The organism is Lentzea sp. NPDC051838, assembly GCF_040681245.1.
In the GTDB taxonomy this organism is placed as follows: Bacteria; Actinomycetota; Actinomycetes; order Mycobacteriales; family Pseudonocardiaceae; genus Lentzea.
On sequence record NZ_JBFAYI010000009.1, the window covers coordinates 178151 to 196472 of the forward strand.

Annotated in this window: 15 protein-coding genes; 5 read left to right on the top strand and 10 right to left on the bottom strand. The window is 68.9% G+C overall.

Annotation, left to right across the window (positions count from 1 at the left end; all coding sequences use genetic code 11):
- Positions 1–50: 50 nt before the first annotated feature.
- Complete coding sequence (locus AB0M24_RS22365) at positions 51–4313, bottom strand: glycoside hydrolase family 2 TIM barrel-domain containing protein (RefSeq protein ID WP_363770805.1); 4263 nt, start codon at positions 4311–4313, stop codon at positions 51–53.
- Between the two features lie 134 nt (positions 4314–4447).
- On the opposite strand from AB0M24_RS22365, the gene mshC reads away from it, so the two are divergent.
- A complete protein-coding gene (gene mshC / locus AB0M24_RS22370; protein WP_363770808.1) occupies positions 4448–5686 on the top strand; it encodes a cysteine--1-D-myo-inosityl 2-amino-2-deoxy-alpha-D-glucopyranoside ligase in 1239 nt (412 codons plus the stop codon).
- Here the strand turns inward: mshC and AB0M24_RS22375 are convergent.
- Both AB0M24_RS22375 and AB0M24_RS22380 read right to left on the bottom strand, forming a co-directional pair.
- A complete protein-coding gene (locus AB0M24_RS22375; RefSeq protein WP_363770811.1) occupies positions 5683–6192 on the bottom strand; it encodes a hypothetical protein in 510 nt (169 codons plus the stop codon). The two genes, mshC and AB0M24_RS22375, sit on opposite strands and share 4 nt — an antisense overlap.
- Entirely contained in the window at positions 6189–6431 is a 243-nt protein-coding gene (locus AB0M24_RS22380; RefSeq protein WP_363770814.1) for an ATP-dependent Clp protease adaptor ClpS, read from the bottom strand. Before AB0M24_RS22380 ends, AB0M24_RS22375 begins: the two co-directional genes overlap by 4 nt.
- Before the next feature lie 36 nt (positions 6432–6467).
- Here AB0M24_RS22380 and AB0M24_RS22385 point away from each other — a divergent pair, with 36 nt between their 5' ends.
- Positions 6468–7490 carry a hypothetical protein gene (locus AB0M24_RS22385; protein ID WP_363770817.1) on the top strand — a complete coding sequence of 341 codons (1023 nt, stop codon included), beginning with the start codon at positions 6468–6470 and terminating at the stop codon, positions 7488–7490.
- A gap of 55 nt (positions 7491–7545) precedes the next feature.
- Here the strand turns inward: AB0M24_RS22385 and AB0M24_RS22390 are convergent, their stop codons facing one another.
- Complete coding sequence (locus AB0M24_RS22390) at positions 7546–9342, bottom strand: S8 family serine peptidase (RefSeq protein WP_363770820.1); 1797 nt, start codon at positions 9340–9342, stop codon at positions 7546–7548.
- A 409-nt stretch (positions 9343–9751) separates the two neighbouring features.
- Here AB0M24_RS22390 and AB0M24_RS22395 point away from each other — a divergent pair, with 409 nt between their 5' ends.
- Positions 9752–10852, top strand: coding sequence for a S1 family peptidase (locus AB0M24_RS22395; RefSeq protein WP_363770823.1), 1101 nt, complete (start codon positions 9752–9754; stop codon positions 10850–10852).
- Here AB0M24_RS22395 and AB0M24_RS22400 read toward each other — a convergent pair.
- Together AB0M24_RS22400 and AB0M24_RS22405 are read right to left on the bottom strand one after the other, a co-directional pair.
- Positions 10842–11672 (bottom strand): putative RNA methyltransferase, encoded by an 831-nt coding sequence (locus tag AB0M24_RS22400; protein ID WP_363770826.1) that lies wholly within the window; start codon positions 11670–11672, stop codon positions 10842–10844. The two genes, AB0M24_RS22395 and AB0M24_RS22400, sit on opposite strands and share 11 nt — an antisense overlap.
- A gap of 131 nt (positions 11673–11803) precedes the next feature.
- Positions 11804–12301 (bottom strand): MarR family transcriptional regulator, encoded by a 498-nt coding sequence (locus tag AB0M24_RS22405; RefSeq protein WP_363770829.1) that lies wholly within the window; start codon positions 12299–12301, stop codon positions 11804–11806.
- Between the two features lie 83 nt (positions 12302–12384).
- Between AB0M24_RS22405 and AB0M24_RS22410 the strand changes: the two genes are divergently transcribed.
- Together AB0M24_RS22410 and AB0M24_RS22415 are read left to right on the top strand one after the other, a co-directional pair.
- Positions 12385–13272, top strand: coding sequence for an ABC transporter ATP-binding protein (locus AB0M24_RS22410; protein WP_363770832.1), 888 nt, complete (start codon positions 12385–12387; stop codon positions 13270–13272).
- Positions 13269–14852, top strand: a complete 1584-nt coding sequence (locus AB0M24_RS22415; RefSeq protein ID WP_363770835.1) for an ABC transporter permease — start codon at positions 13269–13271, stop codon at positions 14850–14852. Before AB0M24_RS22410 ends, AB0M24_RS22415 begins: the two co-directional genes overlap by 4 nt.
- Here the strand turns inward: AB0M24_RS22415 and AB0M24_RS22420 are convergent.
- From AB0M24_RS22420 to AB0M24_RS22435, 4 genes are all read right to left on the bottom strand, one after another.
- Entirely contained in the window at positions 14782–15942 is a 1161-nt protein-coding gene (locus tag AB0M24_RS22420) for an MFS transporter (RefSeq protein WP_363770838.1), read from the bottom strand. The genes AB0M24_RS22415 and AB0M24_RS22420 overlap by 71 nt on opposite strands.
- A 71-nt stretch (positions 15943–16013) precedes the next feature.
- Positions 16014–16751 carry a hypothetical protein gene (locus AB0M24_RS22425; protein ID WP_363770841.1) on the bottom strand — a complete coding sequence of 246 codons (738 nt, stop codon included), beginning with the start codon at positions 16749–16751 and terminating at the stop codon, positions 16014–16016.
- Positions 16748–17269 (bottom strand): sigma-70 family RNA polymerase sigma factor, encoded by a 522-nt coding sequence (locus tag AB0M24_RS22430; protein WP_363770844.1) that lies wholly within the window; start codon positions 17267–17269, stop codon positions 16748–16750. The genes AB0M24_RS22425 and AB0M24_RS22430 overlap by 4 nt, the downstream gene beginning before the upstream one ends.
- A 109-nt stretch (positions 17270–17378) precedes the next feature.
- The gene (locus AB0M24_RS22435) at positions 17379–18281 is read right to left on the bottom strand and encodes a PAC2 family protein (RefSeq protein WP_363770847.1); all 903 of its coding nucleotides are present in this window, start codon (positions 18279–18281) and stop codon (positions 17379–17381) included.
- Between the last annotated feature and the right edge of the window lie 41 nt (positions 18282–18322).

The window sequence follows — 18322 nt, forward strand, 5'->3', positions numbered from 1 at the left end:
TTCACCGGCGAATGCCCTTGATCTCCAACGGTACGCCTCGGGTCTGACAATTATCGGCAGCTCAGAACCGGGTTCGCCCAGTCGGCGTGATCCCAGGCGTTGCCGTCACCTCCGTCTGTGATCCGGAACGTCAGCACGGTTGCTCCACTCGTGTCGACGGTGATGGGGACGGCTGCGCTCTGTCCTGTCAGCACAGCGCTTCGGTAGACCTGCTGACCGTCCTTGAGCACCTCGAACCGGACGCTGCCGTTGCCGCCGGTCTCGTCGTCGACACCGATCGTGGCGGTCAACTGGGAGCACTTGCCGCCCGCGTAGATGTCGAACTCCGAGTCGGCGTGCGTGCCGAGGCCCAGGGCGAACTTGGCGCCCCTGATGCTGATCTGGCTGCCGTCACCGCCCTGGTTCTCGCCGTTGCTGCGGTCGCGTTCGACCGGGCCCCAGCCGTTGCGCTCGCTGAGGAACGGCAACGAGGACACCGCCGCTTCCCCGGTCGGCGCGGGTGGCGTGGCGGTGAAGTCCTTGGTGACGGTCGTGGTGGCCTTGCCGTTGCGGGCCTCGACCAGCAACGGGCGTGCGCCGGTCTCGCCGCCGTCGCGTTTGATCGTCACCTTCGCCGAGCCGCTGGTCAGGTCGACGGATGACGGCGAGACCGACCAGCTCTCGGGTGCCGAGAGCGTGGCCGTGGTCGTGCCGGGGCACGGCTCGGTCACCACCAGTTCGGCCTCGACCTGCTCGCCCGGTTCCAGTGCGGTGTCAGCGGCTTTGAGCTCCACGGACGGGGCACAGGCGACCTGCTGGCCGAGTTTGCCCGTGGCGGCTTCCTGGGCAGTGAGCGGGCGCAGCAGCACGGAGTACGCGTACTCGTTGCCCGCCTCTACCTGGAACTGCGGCAACGGCTCGTGGAACGTCTCGCTGACGCCCGTCACTCGGTGTGCCGCGTGGAGGGTGGTCCAGCCGTCGTTCTTCTTGAGCGCGAACGGGTACGGCGCCCGGTCGAGGTCGTCGTACTGCGAGACGCGCACGTCCAGGTCGCCCGCGACGAGCAGGCCCGCGCGGCCGTTGGACAGCGTCGCCCAGCGCGTGTCCGCGTGGTTGCCGAAGTCCTGCGGCTTGTAGTAGTCGTTGAACTCCTTGTCCACAGTGGACTGGTAGACGCCGACCGGGTTGCCGGACTTGCGGTCGTCGTAGTTCTCGCCGGGACCGCGGCCGTACCAGGAGAACTTTCGGTAGTCCTGCGGCACCTTGAGCGTGAAGCCGATGCCGGGCAGGTAGAACAGGTCGCGCATCTTGTCGCGGGCCGCGACCCGGTGGCCCACGTGGATCTCGCCGTCACCGGTGATCCGGTAGGTGAAGGTCTGGCCGAACGACGCCGTGGCCACGGCTTGAGCGGTCGATCGAGCCGTGATGACCGTGTCCGGGCCTTCCGAGGTGACGGTGACGCTCGACGGCGTGGTCTGGAGCCGGTCGAGGCCGTTGCGGTACCAGGAGCTGTCCTCGCTCATGAACTCGTTGGACAGCGGGGCACGCCAGGCGTCCAGCTCGGGACCGGTCTTCAGCAGTTCGGCACCACGCACTCGCATCGACGTCAACGTGCCCGACTTCTTGCTGACGACGTACCGGAAGTCCTGGCCGGACACCACGATCTCGTTGTCGTTCTGGGTGGTGCTCAGCCTGCCCGGTGCTCCGGCGGCGTGCAGGCCGGCGATCTGCGTGCCACCGACGGCGAACTGGGCGATGCCGACGTCGTTGCCGCGACGGTCGGTGGCACGGACGGTCAGCCAGCGTTCGGTCTTCGCCTTGAAGTCGGGGAGCACCACGGTTCCCGACTGGAGTTTGCCTCGGTGCTGGGCGATCGTGCGGCCGTTGTCCTGGACCTGCCAGCGCAGTTCGAGGTCGTCGGTACCGGTGAACTGGCGTTCGCTGACGATCGTGAGCTTGTTGTCCTGGTAGGAGAAGCGGATGGGGGAGTGGACCGCGGCGAGTTCGGCGGTCTCCGGTTGCGGCCGGCGATCCGCCCACACCACGCCGTCGACGCCACCCGTGCCCGCGCCGTAGGACTCCTTGCGGCCCTTGTCCTCCAGCTTCTCGAAGTCCAACGCCAGCACGGCGTCCTTCTTCGGGTCCTGGGCGAGCTCCGCGTCGGTCAGCGCGCGGTGGTAGACGCGGACCTGGTCGACCGCGCCGTGGGCCATGCGGGACTGGACGTTCTCCTGCATCGTCTCGGCGTTGCGGCCGATGTTGACCGGCCAGTGCGACCAGTCGATCTTGCCGGTGTAGTTCAACGCCGAGACCTCGCGACCGTCGATCAACAATCGGAGCTTCGTGCCGTCGAAGGTGCCCGTGACGCGGTGCCAGTTGTCGTAGAAGTCCGCCGGCACCTGGGCTTCGACCGTGCGCCACGTGCCGCTGTAGATGAAGAACTGCAGCGTCGTGCGGTTGGCCATCTTGAGCGCGTACTGGTGGTCGCCCTTCGAGATGACCGTGAAGTCGCCGGTCCACGCGGCGGGCTTGACCTGGGCGTCCAGCGTCAGGCCGGTGCCGACCTCGTCGAGCTTGCGGTCGCGGTAGACCTCCACGAAGTCGTCGAGTCCGCTGAGCTGCAACGCTTTGCCGTGCGGTCCGTCCACCTGGGACGGTTTGCCGCTCAACCACGTCATGATCCCGTTGGCGTCATCGGGTGTGGTGTACAACGGCAGCGCGATGTTCTGCTCGGCCCAGTCCCAGATGAAGCCGCCCTGCACCTGCGGATGGGCGCGCACGACGTCCCAGAACTCCTTGAAGTTGCCGAGACTGTTGCCCATCGCGTGCGCGTACTCGCCCATGATGATCGGCTTGGTGGTGGTCTTCGCCTTGGCTTCGAGGCCCGCCGGTGAGGGGTAGCGCGGGCCCCAGACGTCCGCGAACGGCGCGTCGCCGTCGGGGGAGTTCGGCTGGTGGTAGAGCGGGCGCGTGTCGTTCTTCCGCGCGTAGTCGGCCATCGCGTAGTGCGCCTTGCCGAGCCCCGCCTCGTTGCCGGTGTCCCACATGATCACGCTGGGGTGGTTCTTGTCGCGCTGCATCATCGCGACGAACCGGTCGTGGAACGCGTCCTGCCACTCCGGGCGCTCGGCCAGGCAGTTGTTCGGGCAGCCGTCGTGGTGGTGGGTCTCGATGTCGACCTCGTCGGCGATCATCAGGCCGTTGCGGTCAGCGAGCTCGTAGAAGTACGGGTCGCTCGGATAGTGCGAGGTGCGGACGGCGTTGATGTTGAACCGCTTCATCAGCTCGACGTCTTTTTCCTGGTCAGTGCGGGTGACGTAGCGGCTGCCGTGGGTGGACGTCTCGGCTCTGTTGGTGCCGCGGAACAGCACGCGCTTGCCGTTGATCTTGAGCTGCTTGTCGATGATCTCGATCTTGCGGAACCCGACGGGCTGCTTGCCGGTCTGGATTACGCGGCCGTCCTTGAGCAGCTCGATCCGCAACTCGTAGACGTTCGGCGTCTCGTCGGTCCACTTCAGCGGGTCGCTGACCTTGCCGTCTTTGACTGCGACCTCGCGGCCTTGCGGGTCGAACAGCCTGGTCCGGACGGTGTGGCCCTCCTGAGGGCCGCCGATCTTGACGTCGGTGGTCAGCGTGGCGTCGCGGTACTGGGCGTCCAGATCGGTCTTGATGGTGACGTCCGCGAGATAGGTCTTCGGCGTCGTGTACATCCAGACCTCGCGGAAGATGCCGGAGAACCGCCACTGGTCGTAGTCCTCCAGATGGGAGCCGGAGCCCCAGCGGTGGACCTGGACCTTCAGCGTGTTGCGGCCGGCTTTGAGCTTGCTGGTGACGTCGAACTCTGCCGGGGTGTAGCCACCCTGGTCGTAGCCGACGTACGTGCCGTTGACCCAGACCAGATAACCGCTGGTCACGCCCTCGAACCTGAGCAGCGTGCGGTCCCAGTTCGCGGGCAGGTCGAACTGCTTCTCGTAGACGCCGGTGGGGTTGACGTCGCGCGGGATCGCCGGCGGGTTGTCCGGGTACATCTCGGTCGGGATGTTGCGGAACATCGGGTGGTCGAGGAAGTCCGTCTGCCACGTGTGCGGCACCTGGACCGTGCGCCAGCCCTCAGTCGTCTCTCTGACGTCCTCGGGCTTGTCGAACATCCGGATGCGCCAGTCGCCGTTCAGGCTGAGGCGGCGTTCCGGCTGGAGATCGGGGTGCGGGGGTTCCTGGTTCTCGCCCGTCATGCGCGGGTTCTCCAGGTACTGCAGGGCGTTCGGCGGGTCGGCTGAGGCTGTTGCGGGGGACAGGGACAGGGCTATCAACGTGGCCACAACGACACGAAGCATGTCTTTGGACGCTAGGGACGCGATGACAACGTCGTCAACGAATGTCCGATCTTTCTGTCCGGGTGGGTTCGGCGTGGTCGTCCCAACAGCCGGAAACCGCACTGCACCCGGCGGCAAGCGTTAGTGTCGGATGTATGCAGACCTGGTCATCCATTCCTGTGCCGCGGGTTCCGGGGGACCCCCGCCCGCTGCGGCTGTTCGACACGGCTACGGGCGAAGTGCGCCCCACGGCTCCAGGAGACACCGCCAGGTTGTACGTCTGCGGCATCACGCCGTACGACGCGACGCACCTCGGCCACGCCGCCACCTACCTGGCCTTCGACCTCGTGCACCGCGTCTGGCTCGACAACGGCCACAACGTGCACTACGTCCAGAACGTCACCGACGTCGACGACCCGCTGCTGGAGCGGGCCATCCGCGACAAGGACGACTGGGTCGTGCTCGCCATGCGCGAGACCGCCCTGTTCCGCGAGGACATGGAGGCCCTGCGCGTCCTGCCGCCGCAGGACTACGTGGGCATCGTCGAGGCCATCCCGGAGATCGTCGAGGTCGTCGCCAAGCTGGTGGCCGACGGGCACGCCTACCGCGTGGACGACGCGGAGTACCCGGACATCTACTTCGAGCACAACGCCACCGGGCGGTTCGGCTACGAGTCGAACTACTCGGAGGAGACGATGCTCCGGTTGTTCGCCGAACGCGGCGGCGACCCCGCACGTCCGGGCAAGCGCCACCCGTTGGACGCGCTGCTGTGGCGGATGAAGCGTCCCGGCGAGCCCTCCTGGCCGTCCGAGCTGGGCGAAGGCCGCCCCGGCTGGCACATCGAGTGCAGCGCCATCGCCCACAACCGGCTCGGCATCGGCTTCGACGTCCAGGGCGGCGGCTCCGACCTGATCTACCCGCACCACGAGTACTCGGCCGCGCACGCCGAGGCCCAGACCGGCCAGCACCCGTTCGCCCGCCACTACGTGCACGCGGGCATGATCGGCCTCGACGGCGAGAAGATGTCGAAGTCGCGCGGCAACCTGGTCTTCGTCTCCAAGCTGCGCGCGGAGAAGGTCGACGCCAACGCCATCCGCCTGGCGCTGCTGGCGGGCCACTACCGCGCGGACCGCCCGTGGACCCAGGCCCTGCTCGACGAGGCGCTGGCCCGCCTGGACAAGTGGCGCCGTGCGGCTGCCCTGGACTCGGGTCCGGCCGCCGCGGACACCGTGACGCGGCTGCGCGACCACCTGGGCAACGACCTCGACACGCCGAAGGCTTTGGCGGCCATCGACGCGTGGGCGGACGAGGCGCTGTCGCACGGCGGTTCGGACAAGCACGGACCGTCGCAGATCCGCACGGCCGTGGACGCACTTCTGGGCGTGGACCTCTAGTCAGTCTGGTCGGTGGCCGCTTCTTCGGCGGCCACCGGCTCACTGAGCGTGTCCGGGGCGACTGCCATCACCAGGACCTGCTGGAAGTGGCTCGCCCAATGGATCGCGTTCCGGGTGAACGGCACCAGCTCGTAGAAGACGCGGAGCTGCCCCAGCACCGCGATCCAGTCGTCGACCTCGGCGTGCGTCAGCACGATGGGCCTGGCACCGGTCCAGCGGGCTCGCACTCTGTTGACGAGCTCGCGGTCTGCCAGCGCGTTCCGGTGCCGTCGCCGGAACGCCCTGGACTCCTGCCGTGAGACCGCCACGTCGCCGTACATGTGGCGCAGCAGGGAAGGCTGTGTCAGCACCCACCGAGGACTGCGCAGCGCGTAGAACGGATTGCCGCGCCGGTAGCTCTTCGACAGCAGGCGGAGGCCCCGTCCCCAGCCCCAGGCGATCGCCTTGCTCATGTCGACTCGCACGCCGCCGTCGACCGGATGGGCGCTGAAGTCCGGTGGCGTCATCCGGCTCTCCTGATGCCCGCCGACAGCCCGTGCCGCAGCAGTTCGACGGTGATGGCCTCGGCGGTCTCGCGGTCGTGCACGCCGACGGCGGCCCCACTTGTGTGATGGACCGTCATGGTCAGGTCGCGCGCGGTTTCCCAGTCGTGGCCGCAGATTTTCCGCAGCAGGTAATGCACCACCGGAATCAGGTTGACGTCGTCGTTGTGCAGAACGACCCGCCATCTCTCGCCAGAGCTCACCGGCGCAGTATGCGGTACGGCCACAATGGACCGGTGATGGAGGAGTCCAGACGCGAGCTGGCGCGCATGCGGGAGTCGAAAGCGGCGTGGCAGGAGCTCGAGCACCACTGCGCCAAGGGTTCTGACGACCTCGACTACGACGTCAACGAGGTGCACCGCGCGAAGGTGCTGTGGGCGTTGCAGTACGACCGGCGCCCAGAAGACCTGCCGCTGCTGCGGTTTCTGGCCGAGCAGGAGGCGTTGTGCCGCCGCCACGCGCCGTTCCAGGGCCTCGGCGACCAGGCGGAGCTGGCCGGGTTCCTGCTCGCGCTGCACCGGCAGGTCGAGGACGTGTGGCGGCAGTTCGCGATCAAACGCGCCAACTTCGACACCTTTTGCGGCTATGACAGCGAATACGTGTTCGCCGCCGGGGTGCACGCCACTCTCGAGCTCGTGCGCGGCGGCGATCACCCCTTGCGCGGGGAGCTGCTGGAGTACTTCGGCGAGACGGATCTCGACGATGACGACGTCGAGGAGTGGGCGCGGCGAAAGCAGGAGTGGTTCCCCGCGGACGAAGCCGACGAGGACGCGCTGACGTGGGTCGAGCGCGCCAAGCTCGCGGGAGAGCACGAACTGGCGCGCCGAGAGCTGGACCGGTGGGCCGAGGACCGGCCGCGGGACGCCGGCACGCTGAGCCAGCTGCGCTACGAGCTCGCTGATCTGGGCGCGTTCGCCGAGGCCGCCCGAGCGCAGCGGGACGCGCTGGAGTTCGCGGAGACCGACTGGGCCCGCGCCTCCGGGTGGCAGAGCCTGGCCGAGCTCGAACGCAAGGCCGGCGAGCACGGCAAGGCGTGGCAGGCGTTGCGGGAGTGCCGGAAAGCCCTCGAGAACGAGGACGGCTGGCAGGAACTGGGGATGGGACGCGACCTCGTCCACGAGTTGTACTTGCTGGCGGGACAGGCGGAACCCGCCCTCGCCCGCGACGTGCTCGACGAGGCGGAACGGCAGGCGCGCGAGGTGCCGGGACTGCCGCCGGTGGTCGAGCGGGCGGCCTCAGCAGCCAGGGAGAGGTTGCGGTGAAAGGAAACCGCCCCCGAGGCGGAAGCGTCGGGGGCGGTCTCGGTTACCGAATGGCTCAGACGTCGAGCGTCCAGCTGTTCAGCGTGCCGGAGTCCAGGAACGCCGCGTCACGCACGCGCAGCGTCCAGGTTCCATTGGCGGCCTCACCAGAGAGGTTCTTGGTGTAGGTCTCCTTGATGTTGTCGGCCGAGCCGCCCGAACGGTTGTGGAGGTTCACGACCGTGCCGTCCGGGGCGACCAGGTCGACCACGAGGTCGCCCTTGTAGGTGTGGTTGATGTCGACCTTGATCGTCGCCGTGGCCGACGCGTTGCCCGCGCAGCCGGAGATGACGATCGTGCTGGTCACGGTCTGCAGGTCGCCGATCGTGACCGGGGTGGAGTTGGTCTTGGCGTCACAGCCGCCGCCGACCGCGCTCACGACCCAGGAGAAGGTCGCGGAACCGGTCTTGCCGGCTGAGTCGGTCACCGTGGCGGTCACCGAGGAGGTGCCCGCCGTGGTCGGGGTGCCGGAGATCGCGCCGGAGGCGGACGCCGACAGACCGGCCGGGAGACCGGAGACGGACCAGGTGTACGGCGCGGTGCCGCCGGAGGCCGCCAGCTGCAGCGACGCCGGCGTGCCGACCGTGGAGTTCTGCGTACCGGGGTTCGTCACCGACGGGTTGCCGGGCTGCCCGCCACCGAAGAGCGTGTAGAGCAGCTTGTTCGGCGTGTTGGCCCCGACGTTGGTGATCTTGTTGGGCGTGTTCGCCGCGTCCAGGCCCGCCCACACGGCGGCCGGGCTGTCGTTCGGGTGCGTGGCGAGCCACAGGGCTGCTGCGCCCGCGACGTGCGGGGTGGCCATCGACGTACCGGAGATGTTGTTCGTCGCGGTGTCGTTGGTGTTCCACGACGACACGATGTTCTGACCCGGTGCGTAGATGTCCGTGCAGGAGCCGTAGTTGGAGAACGAGGCGCGCGCGTCGGTGTTGGTCGACGCGTTGACGGTGATCGCCTCGGTCACGCGGGCCGGGGACGTCGAACACGCGTCGGTGTTCGAGTTGCCGGACGCGATCGCGTAGGTGATGCCGGCCGCGATGGAACGGCGCACGGCCGCGTCCAGCGTGGCGTCCGCGCCGCCGCCGAGGGACATGTTGGCGACAGCGGGCTTCACCGCGTTCGCCGTCACCCAGTCGATACCGCCGACGACGCCGGCGGTGGTGCCGGAGCCCTGGCAGTTCAGCACCTTGACGGCGACGACCTTGGCGGCCTTCGCGAGGCCGTACTGCGAGCCCGCGATCGTGCCGCCGACGTGCGTGCCGTGGCCGTTGCAGTCGCTGTTGTTGCCGTCACCGGAGGTGTTGGTGCCCCAGGTGGCGCGGCCACCGAACGTGGAGTGCGTGGTGCGCACACCCGTGTCGATGACGTACGCCGTGACGTTGGACGCCGTGGTGTCGTACTGGTAGCTGTTGCTCAGCGGCAGATCCCGCTGGTCAACGCGGTCCAGACCCCACGACGGCGGGTTCTGCTGGACGTCGAGCAGGTGGACCTCGGCGTCCTGCTGGACGAACGCGACCTTCGGGTCCGCGGCGAGCTTGGCGGCCTGCTTGGCCGTCATCTTCACCGAGAAGCCGTTGAGCGCGTGCTGCCAGACCTGACCGACCTGGCCGCCGTACTTGCTCGCCAAGCCCGGCGCGGCGGCCCTCGACGCCGTGTCGGCCTTCAGCGAGACGATGTAGCTGTCCTTCACGACATCGGCACGTTCGGTGCCGAGAATCGTCCCCACGTTTTCCTGAGCTGAAGCAGCGGGCATCACGGCAGCGGCCAGACAGAGCGCGGCGGCGGCGGTGAGTCCCGTACTCAAGACTCTTCGCATGGCAGGGTTCTCCCTCGTGCAGGGAACAGGGTGACCTGGACGCTAGACCTAAACCGCAGGTCAGAGGGATAGGCCGTCGAGTGCGAACTGTTGACAGATTTGACATTTCGTGTCAAGACGGACAGTTGCCGAGAGTGACGGAAATAGGCTGAGAGAACGCATTTGAATTCCCTATACCAACCCGAACGCCGAGAGGTCCACCCCTCGATCGGCCCTACCGTCCAGTAGGCAGCACAACATAGCGTCACCCAGACGGAGGAACGAACTGATCGGGCAGTTCGACCGCCTGGGGACGCCATTGCCAAGGTGTCGTGCGAGCTGTGTTGCAGCACAGCTGATCTCCTCATCGCGGTTGCCCGGTCCGGCGTTACACCGGCCCTGCACAACCGAAAACTGAGGAGAAACGCCTATGAAGCGCATGGCTGTCGCGGCAGTCGCCGTGCTGGCGGGTGCACTCGCGACGACGGTCACCCCTGCCGCCGTCGCCGCGCCTGAACCGTCAGCTGACCTGCTCGCCGCGATGCAGCGCGACCTCGGACTGAACGCCCAGCAGGCGGCGGATCGGCTGCGTCAGGAAAGCGCGGCCGCGGTCCTGCAGCGCGTCGCGGAAGGGTTCGCCGGCGAGAGCTTCGGCGGCGCGTGGTTCGACGCGTCCACCGGCAAGCTCGTCGTGGGCGTGACCGACGCGGCCAAGACCGACCGGCTGCGCAGGCTCGGCGCCGAGCCCCGCACCGTTGCCCACAAGGCCAGCGACCTCGACTCGGCCAAGTCTCGGCTCGACGCCGAGAAGGCTCCCGCCGAGGTCACCGGCTGGTTCGTGGACACCAAGGCCAACGCGGTCACGATCACGGTGAAGCGTGGTCAGGCCGCCGCGGCGAAGGTGCTCGCGGACAAGGTGGGCACGCTCGCCAAGGTCGTCGAGACGGACGAGGCACCTCGTCTGCTGAAGGACATCCGCGGCGGCGACGCGTACTACATCAACAACGCCGGGCGTTGCTCGGTCGGCTTCGCTGTGCAGGGCGGGTTCGTCTCCGCCGGGCACTGCGGGTCGCCCGGCGACTCGGTGAACGGTGTGGACCGCACGGCGCTCGGCACGTTCGAGAAGTCGTCCTTCCCCGGCAACGACTACAGCTGGGTCAAGGCGAACTCGAACTGGACGGCCACGGCCAAGGTGAACCACTACGGCGGCGCTGACGTCATCGTCTCCGGTCACACCGAGTCCGCGGTCGGCGCCTCGATCTGCCGTTCCGGCTCGACCACGGGCTGGCACTGCGGCGAGGTCCAGGCCAAGAGCCAGACGGTGAACTACCAGGAGGGCTCGGTCAGCGGTCTGACGCGCACGAACGTGTGCGCGGAGCCCGGTGACTCGGGTGGCTCGTGGGTCAGCGGCACGCAGGCGCAGGGCGTCACCTCGGGTGGCTCCGGCGACTGCACCAGCGGCGGCACGACCTACTTCCAGCCGGTCAACGAGATCCTGGAGACCTACGGCCTGACCCTGATCACGGGCTGACGGACCTCGTCCGGTAGGCGGTGACCAGCACCGATACGGTGACCTGAGTGCTCGGCGCGTGCGCTTCACGGCGCACGTGCCGGGCACTCGGCGTCATGCCCACCAGATCTTCCGCGTCCTGCCCGCTCAAGCACATCGGGTACGTCACGTGCTCGGTGACCACGGGCTCGAAGTAGCGGCCCAGCGCCACGCCGAGGCGCGCTTCCTTGATCGGGTCGACCTTGAGCGCCATGCGCAGCTCGGCCAGGTGCCGCCGGGTGGGGCGCACCACGATCACCCTGCCGTCCGCGCGGAGCACTCGGCGGAACTCAGCGGGGTTGCGCGGCGCGAACACGTCCAGCACCACGTCCGCCACCGCGTCTGCCAGCGGGAACGGCCGGAACAGGTCCCAGCTCGCGGCGGCTGCCCGTGCGTGCGCCCGTGCCGCTGAGTGCAACGCGCGCACCGACGTGTCGAGGCCCAGTCCGCGGGCTCCCGGCAGGCGGTCCAGCACCCCTGCCAGGTAGTAGCCGGTGCCGCAGCCCACGTCCAGGACCGTGCCGCCCTCGGGGACCGCGTCGGCCGCGAGGCGCGCGACCGTCCGGAGAATCGGGGAGTAGCGACCGGACGTGAGGAACCGGTCGCGCGCTCGCACCATCTCCGCCGAGTCCTGGCTGGTGGGGCGGTGACCGGACAGCAGGCTCACGTAGCCGGTGCGGCCGATGTCGAACGTGTGGCCCGCCGGGCACCGGAGTGGGCCGCGGACGGGGAACAGGCCGGCGCCGCACGCCGGGCATCGCAGCAGGTCGACGACCTGGTCAAGGGCATGGGTGAGCAACACGAGCACTCCTGGTGACACCGATGGGAAGGGACGACGAAGAGGGCGACGCCGGTGGCATCGCCCTCGGTCCTTCCGATCAGAGGAAGAAGTAGTGCGGGGTGCTCGCGAACTTCACGCGATGATCGTAGGGATCAGGCCTCGCGCTGTTCGAGCCATTTCTCGCGGTGCGTGCGCCAGCGGTCGAGCATCGAGCCGAGCTCGCTGTGGCAGAACCGGAAGAACTCGCGCGTCTCGTCCAGCCGCGTGCCCGCCTCGGTGTCCGCGCCGAGCGTCGCGACGCCCTCGCCGAGCACCTCGTCGATCATCCCCAGCATCTGGTCCTTGCGGAACGTCGCCTCGTACCAGACGTTGTCGCGCATCCGGTAGACGTCGCGGCGCGATCCCGGCTCGCGCTCGCGGCTGACGATCTGGACCGTGGTCAGGTAGCGCACCGCGCCCGACACCGCCGCGGGGGAGATCTGCAGCAGGTCGGCGATCTCGGCCGCGGTGAGCCGTCCTGAGTCGGTCGTCATCAGCGCCGCGAGAATGCGAGCCGGCATGCGGGGCACGCCGGTGTCCGCCAGAATCCCGCCGAAGCGTTCGACGAACTGGCTCACCGCCTGCGTGTCACGCTGTGTAGCCCTAGTCACGGCGGCATCATCCCCTTTCGTCAGCCGATCGGGCAAAATTTACGTACTTCACGAAGTTGTGAAAGAAGTGTAGCTTACCGGGCATGACATCTGCGATATCCGTGTCGGGCCTGGTCAAGACCTTCGGCCCGACGCGTGCACTGGACGACCTGAACCTGGACGTCCAGACCGGTGAGGTGCACGGCTTCCTCGGCCCGAACGGTGCCGGCAAGTCGACGACGATCCGGATCCTCCTCGGCCTGCTGCGTGCCGACTCCGGCACCGCGCGGCTGCTCGGCGGCGACCCGTGGAAGGACACCGCAGCCCTTCACCGCCGCCTCGCCTACGTCCCCGGCGACGTCAACCTCTGGCCCAACCTGACCGGTGGCGAGGTCATCGACCTGCTCGGACGGCTCCGCGGCGGCCTCAACAAGGCTCGCCGCGAGGAGCTCCTGGAGCGCTTCGAACTGGACCCGCGCAAGAAGGGCCGCACCTACTCCAAGGGCAACCGGCAGAAGGTCGCCCTCGTCGCCGCGCTGTCGAGCGACGTCGAACTGCTGATTTTGGACGAGCCGACCTCGGGCCTCGACCCGCTGATGGAGGCCGTCTTCCAGGACTGCATCAACGACGAACGGGAGCGCGGCCGCACCGTGCTGCTCTCCAGCCACATCCTGGCCGAGGTCGAGGCGCTCTGCGACCGTGTCTCGATCATCCGCAACGGCCACATCGTCGAGACCGGCACGCTCGCCGACCTGCGGCACCTGACCCGCACGTCGATCTCCGCGGAGCTCGCAGGACCGCCGAACGGGCTCACGACCATGGCCGGCGTGCACGACCTGGTCGCCGAGGGCAACCGGGTGAAGTTCGAGGTCGACTCGGACAAGCTCGACCCGGTGCTCCAGCAGCTCGTGTCGTCGGGCGTGCGCACGCTGACCTCGCAGCCTCCGACGCTGGAAGAGCTCTTCCTGCGCCACTACGAGGACGCGAAATGATCGGCACCTGGCACCTCGTCCGGCTGGCACTGCGCAGGGACCGGATCCTGCTGCCCGTCTGGACCCTCTTCCTCGTCTTCACGACGCTGTCGACCACGACCGCGCTCGAAGAGCTGTACGACACCCAGCAGTCGCGCGACCTGCTGGGCGCCACCGCGAACGCCAACCCCGCGTTCCTCGCGATGCTCGGCCCGTTGCACGACTGGTCGTCGCTCGGCGGCCTGGTGGTCTGGCGCTGGGGAGTCTTCGCGGGCCTGTTCATCGCGATCATGGCCATGCTGGTCGTCACCCGGCACACACGCGCAGAAGAAGAAGCGGGCCGCACGGAGCTGATCGCCGCGACGGTCGTCGGTCGGCACGCACCGCTCGCCGCCGCGGTGATCGTCGCGGGTGGCACGAGCCTGCTGATCGGCGTGCTGCAAGCCGTGGTGCTGATCGGCAAGGGCCTGGACCCGACGGGTGCGTTCGCGTTCGGCCTGTCCACGGCGTCGGTCGGCCTGGTGTTCACCGGCGTCGGCGCGTTCACCGCGCAGCTGAGCGAGAACTCGCGTGTGTCCAACGCGATCGCGGGCGGGTTCCTCGGCGTCATCTACCTGTTCCGCGCGGCCGGTGACGCGGCGGGCTCGTCCGGTCCGGAGTGGCTGACCTGGCTGTCTCCGATCGGCTGGACCGAGCACGTGCGGTCGTTCGGCGACAACAGGTTCTGGGTGCTCGGCATCTCGCTGGCCTTCACCGTCGCACTGGTCGGGGTCTCCGCCTACGTAGTGACCCGGCGCGACGTGGGGCTCGGCCTGCTGGCGGCACGGCTCGGCCCGGCGCACAGCACGATCGGCACCCCGTTCGGGCTCGCCTGGCGGCTGCAGAAGGGCTCGCTGATCGGCTGGTCCATCGCGCTGTTCGGGGTGGGCGTGATCTACGGCAGCGTCGCGCAGGCCGTCGGGCAGATGGTGCAGGACAACCCGACGCTCGGGCAGCTCGTCAGCAAGATCGGCGGCGCCGACGCGATGGTGGACGCGTTCTTCGCGACTGTCACCCAGCTGATGGGCCTGATCGCGTCGATCTACCTGGTCCAGGCGGTACTGCGGCTGCGCTCGGAGGAGACCTCGTTCCGCGCGGAGCCGATCCTCGCCACGCCGGTGTCGCGGTGGGGCTGGGTCGCGTCGCACGCGGTGTTCGCCCTGGTCGGCGGCGCGGTCGTGCTGGCAGCGTCCGGTCTGGGCCTCGGCCTGGTCTACGGACTGCAGATCGACGACCTCGGCGGCGTCGTGCCTCGGATGCTCGGCGCGGCACTGGCCCAGCTCCCGGCCGCGTGGGTGATCGCGGGCGCGGCGCTGCTGCTGTTCGGGTTGTTCCCGCAGCTCACCGGCGTGAGCTGGGCGGTGGTGTCGGCGTCCCTGGTGCTCACGCTGCTCGGCCCCGCGCTGCAGCTCGACCAGTGGGTCATCGACGTCTCGCCGTTCAGCCACGTCCCGAAGTACCCGGACATCACCTTCGGGCCGCTCGCGTGGCTCACCCTGGTGGCAGCGGTGCTCCTGGCTGCGGGGTTCGCCGGGTTCCGGCGCCGCGACCTGACCACGTGATGATCGCCGGAATCGTGACGAGCAGGCCTGCCGGCACGAGGAACCCGAGCAGCGGGTGGGCCTGGTAGAGCGGGACGAACGCCAGCGGGGCCGCGGCGGCGCCCATGAAGCGCAGTGACTGCACGACACTGACGCTGCCGCCCCTGTTGGCGTTCTCGCTCTGCAGCACGATCGCGTTGATGCTCACCAGCACACCCTGCGCGGCCGCACCGGTGAGCGCCCACGCGATGACCGCGATGGCCGCGAACGGGGTCGTGCCCACGGCGGCGACGAGTCCGCCGCCGAGCGTCGCGCCGATGACAACAGTGGTCGTGGCGCCGAACTTGTCGATCGCCTTGCCGACGTACCGCGCGGTCAGGAACCCGACGATGCCGAACCCGGTGAGCAGCACCCCGCGCTGACCCGCGCCGAGCCCGAACACGTCGTCCAGCCGGAACGCCACGAGGAACGACAACCCGCCCAGGCAGCCCCAGCCGATGAACCCGACGAACGCGGGCCTGAGCGTGCTGGGGACGAACGCGCTTCTCAGGCTCGCGTTGCGCTCCGGTTCGGCGTCGGTTTGTGGCACACCGAGAATCGCGAGTGCGATGGCGACCACGCTGATCACCACGAACGCGAGCCGCCAGTCGATCTCGGCGGTCAGCCCGCCGACCAGAGGGGCGCTCGTCTGGCCCGCCGCCTGCATCGACCCGAACAGGCCCAGCGCGCGGCCGAGCTTTTCCTTCGGCGTCGAGGCGGCGATCACGGCGAGCAGCACCGGCGTGGTGAACGAGTTGGCGGCACCCTGAAGTGCTCGTGAGGCCAGCAGCACCTCGAAGGTCGAGGAGCTTGCGGCGAGAGCTGAGGTGACGGCGTAGGCGATGTACGCGATCCGGACCGTCCGTTGTGGACCCCAGCGTTGCGCGAGCGTGCCGGACGCGAGCATCAGCACCGCGAACGGCACGAGGTAGAACGTCAGCGTCGACGCCGCGTCGCCTGGTGTGCGGCCGAAGCTCTCGCCGATCTCGGGCAGGATCGACGTCGTGATGGCGCCGCCGAACGGCCCGATCAATGCGCCCGCGTACAACCCGGCGCGTGCCAACCGTCCCACAGACACCTCCCCCAATCATCGGCGCCGCTCACCCTAGTGGGGGAGCGGCAGAGATGGTTAGTGGAGCTAACTTAATTCAGGTCACCGGGGTCGTGGCTGGTGCTGCCATCAGCCGTGTGCACCACGACCTTCATGCTCCCGTCGGCCAGCCCGCCCTCGGGACCGGGCCACCACGCGGTCCACCACCCGGACCCGGTGCCCGCGGTGATCACCTGACCGTTGCGGAGGTGGAGCTCCACGCGCGTGACGCCCGGACCCATGCGCCCGACCATGCGCGAGTACACCTCGTCACCGTCGCCGCTGGAGCTCCACGTCTCGGTCTTGACCTGGGTGTCGGGGAGCGGTGGCACCGGGCCGTCCGTGAGGGCCTGGTAGTTGAACACCTTGTCGCCGACGACCATGCACTCGGCGAGCCCGTTCCCTTTTTTGAGCACCAGGATCGACGCCACCCCGCGGGTCTCGGCCAGCACGATGTCCGACGGCGACGGCGCGGGAGCCTGCCAGGCCGAGGTGCACGCGTTGGCCTGGGGGAGTGCCTGCTCGTTCGACGGCTGGCCAGGGGTGGGCGTCCACCGGGCGAACGCCTCGTCGGTCGCGCCCGGCACCAGGCTGATCCCGGCGATCATCGTGGCCGCGAGCGCGGCACCGGCCAGACCGAGCGTCAACGGACGGCGCCAGACCGGGCGGACAACATCGTGCGTGCCGGCGATGACGCGCTCGACGTGCGCCGTCGACCTGACCCAGTCGACGTGGCTGGGCTCGCGGTCGCGGGCGGGGTCCAGGTCGCGCAGGTTCTTCATGGTGTTCACGTCCGTACTCCTGTCGGCGCGGTGGTCAGAGAGGGGCCGAGGGCTGCGTCGAGTCGTTGCCGGGCCCGTTTGAGCCGCATCGCGAAGGTCGTGCGCCGGCACCGGAGCACCGTGGCGGCCTGGTCCGAGGTCAGGCCGTCGAACGCGACCAGCGCGAGCACCTCGCGGTCGGCGGCGCTCAACGTCTTCCAGGCGCGCACGAGGTCGATCCGTGCCGCGACCTCGGCCGACCCGTCCGGCACGAGGTGTTCCAGCGCGGAGGCCACTCGCACGTCGAGTGCCTGCCTGCGCAGCACGCCTCGGGTCTGGTTCGCCATCGTCTTGCGCGCCACGCCGAACAGCCACGGCCTCGCGTCGTCCGGCACCTCGCGCAGCCGTCGCCACGCGGTCAGGTAGACGACCGACACGACGTCCTCGGCCTCCGCGGGCGGTACTCGTCGCTCGACGAACCGCAGCAGGTCCGGGTACGTGCGCCGGTGCAGGTCCCGGAACCTCTCCTCCAGGGCGTTACCGCTCATGTCGTCCTCTCGTCCGTGTACCTCCTACCTGTCCGGCTGGGACGGACCTGTCACACCCGGAACGCAAAAAATCCCCGCAGGCGGTGCCCGCGGGGATTTCGGTCATGTCCTACTGGCGAGGACCGGTCGACGGCCAGCCCGGTCCGCGGCCGCGGCGGCGCAGGTAGCGCTCGAACTCCGCCGCGATGTCGTCACCCGAGGCCTCGGTGATCTGGATGGCCGCGTCACCGCGCTCCTCCAGCGCGCGCACGTAGTTGCGCACGTCCTCGTCCTCGTCTGCCATCTCGGAGACCGTGCGCTCCCACTCCTCGGCCTGCTCCGGCAGCGCGCCGAGCGGGACCTCGATGTCGAGGACCTCCTCCACCCGGTGCAGCAGCGCCAGAGTCGCCTTGGGGGACGGCGGCTGCGAGACGTAGTGCGGCACCGCGGCCCAGAACGAGATCGCCGGGATGCCCGCCTGCACGCACGCGTCCTGGAACACGCCGACGATGCCGGTCGGGCCCTCGTACTTCGAGTGCTCCAGGCCGAACTTCGCGGCGGCGTCCGGGTCGTAGGCGGTACCGGTGACCGGCACGGGACGGGTGTGCGGCGTGTCCATGAGCAGCGCGCCCAGCGTCACCACGGTCGTCACCCCGAGCGCCTCGATGTGGCCCAGCAGCTCGGCGGCGAACTTGCGCCAGCGCATGTTCGGCTCGATGCCGTGCACGAGGATCACGTCCACGTCGGAACCGGGAGGCCTGCACACCGAGAGCCGCGTCGTCGGCCAGTCGACCCTTCGGGTGACGCCGTCCACCATGCGGACGGTCGGTCGCGTCACCTGGAAGTCGTAGTAGTCGTCCGGGTCGATCTCGGCGAGCGGGGTGGCGTCCCAGGTGAGTTGCAGGTGCTCGATCGCCGTGCTGGCGGCGTCGCCGGCGTCGTTCCAGCCTTCGAAAGCGCAGACCATGATCGGACTGGTGGGCGGAACGCGCGGGTTCGACGGGGTCGGGGATTCCTGGGACGGATCGTTCACGGCGCCAGACTACGGCCTCACCTATCTAACTCATCGTAGGC

What these genes read in the sequence shown, in the direction of transcription:
- AB0M24_RS22365 (WP_363770805.1), bottom strand. Translation starts at nt 4,313, where the DNA reads ATGCTTCGTGTCGTTGTGGCCACGTTGATAGCCCTGTCCCTGTCCCCC.
- mshC (WP_363770808.1), top strand. Translation starts at nt 4,448, where the DNA reads ATGCAGACCTGGTCATCCATTCCTGTGCCGCGGGTTCCGGGGGACCCC.
- AB0M24_RS22375 (WP_363770811.1), bottom strand. Translation starts at nt 6,192, where the DNA reads ATGACGCCACCGGACTTCAGCGCCCATCCGGTCGACGGCGGCGTGCGA.
- AB0M24_RS22385 (WP_363770817.1), top strand. Translation starts at nt 6,468, where the DNA reads ATGGAGGAGTCCAGACGCGAGCTGGCGCGCATGCGGGAGTCGAAAGCG.
- AB0M24_RS22390 (WP_363770820.1), bottom strand. Translation starts at nt 9,342, where the DNA reads ATGCGAAGAGTCTTGAGTACGGGACTCACCGCCGCCGCCGCGCTCTGT.
- AB0M24_RS22395 (WP_363770823.1), top strand. Translation starts at nt 9,752, where the DNA reads ATGAAGCGCATGGCTGTCGCGGCAGTCGCCGTGCTGGCGGGTGCACTC.
- AB0M24_RS22410 (WP_363770832.1), top strand. Translation starts at nt 12,385, where the DNA reads ATGACATCTGCGATATCCGTGTCGGGCCTGGTCAAGACCTTCGGCCCG.
- AB0M24_RS22415 (WP_363770835.1), top strand. Translation starts at nt 13,269, where the DNA reads ATGATCGGCACCTGGCACCTCGTCCGGCTGGCACTGCGCAGGGACCGG.
- AB0M24_RS22430 (WP_363770844.1), bottom strand. Translation starts at nt 17,269, where the DNA reads ATGAGCGGTAACGCCCTGGAGGAGAGGTTCCGGGACCTGCACCGGCGC.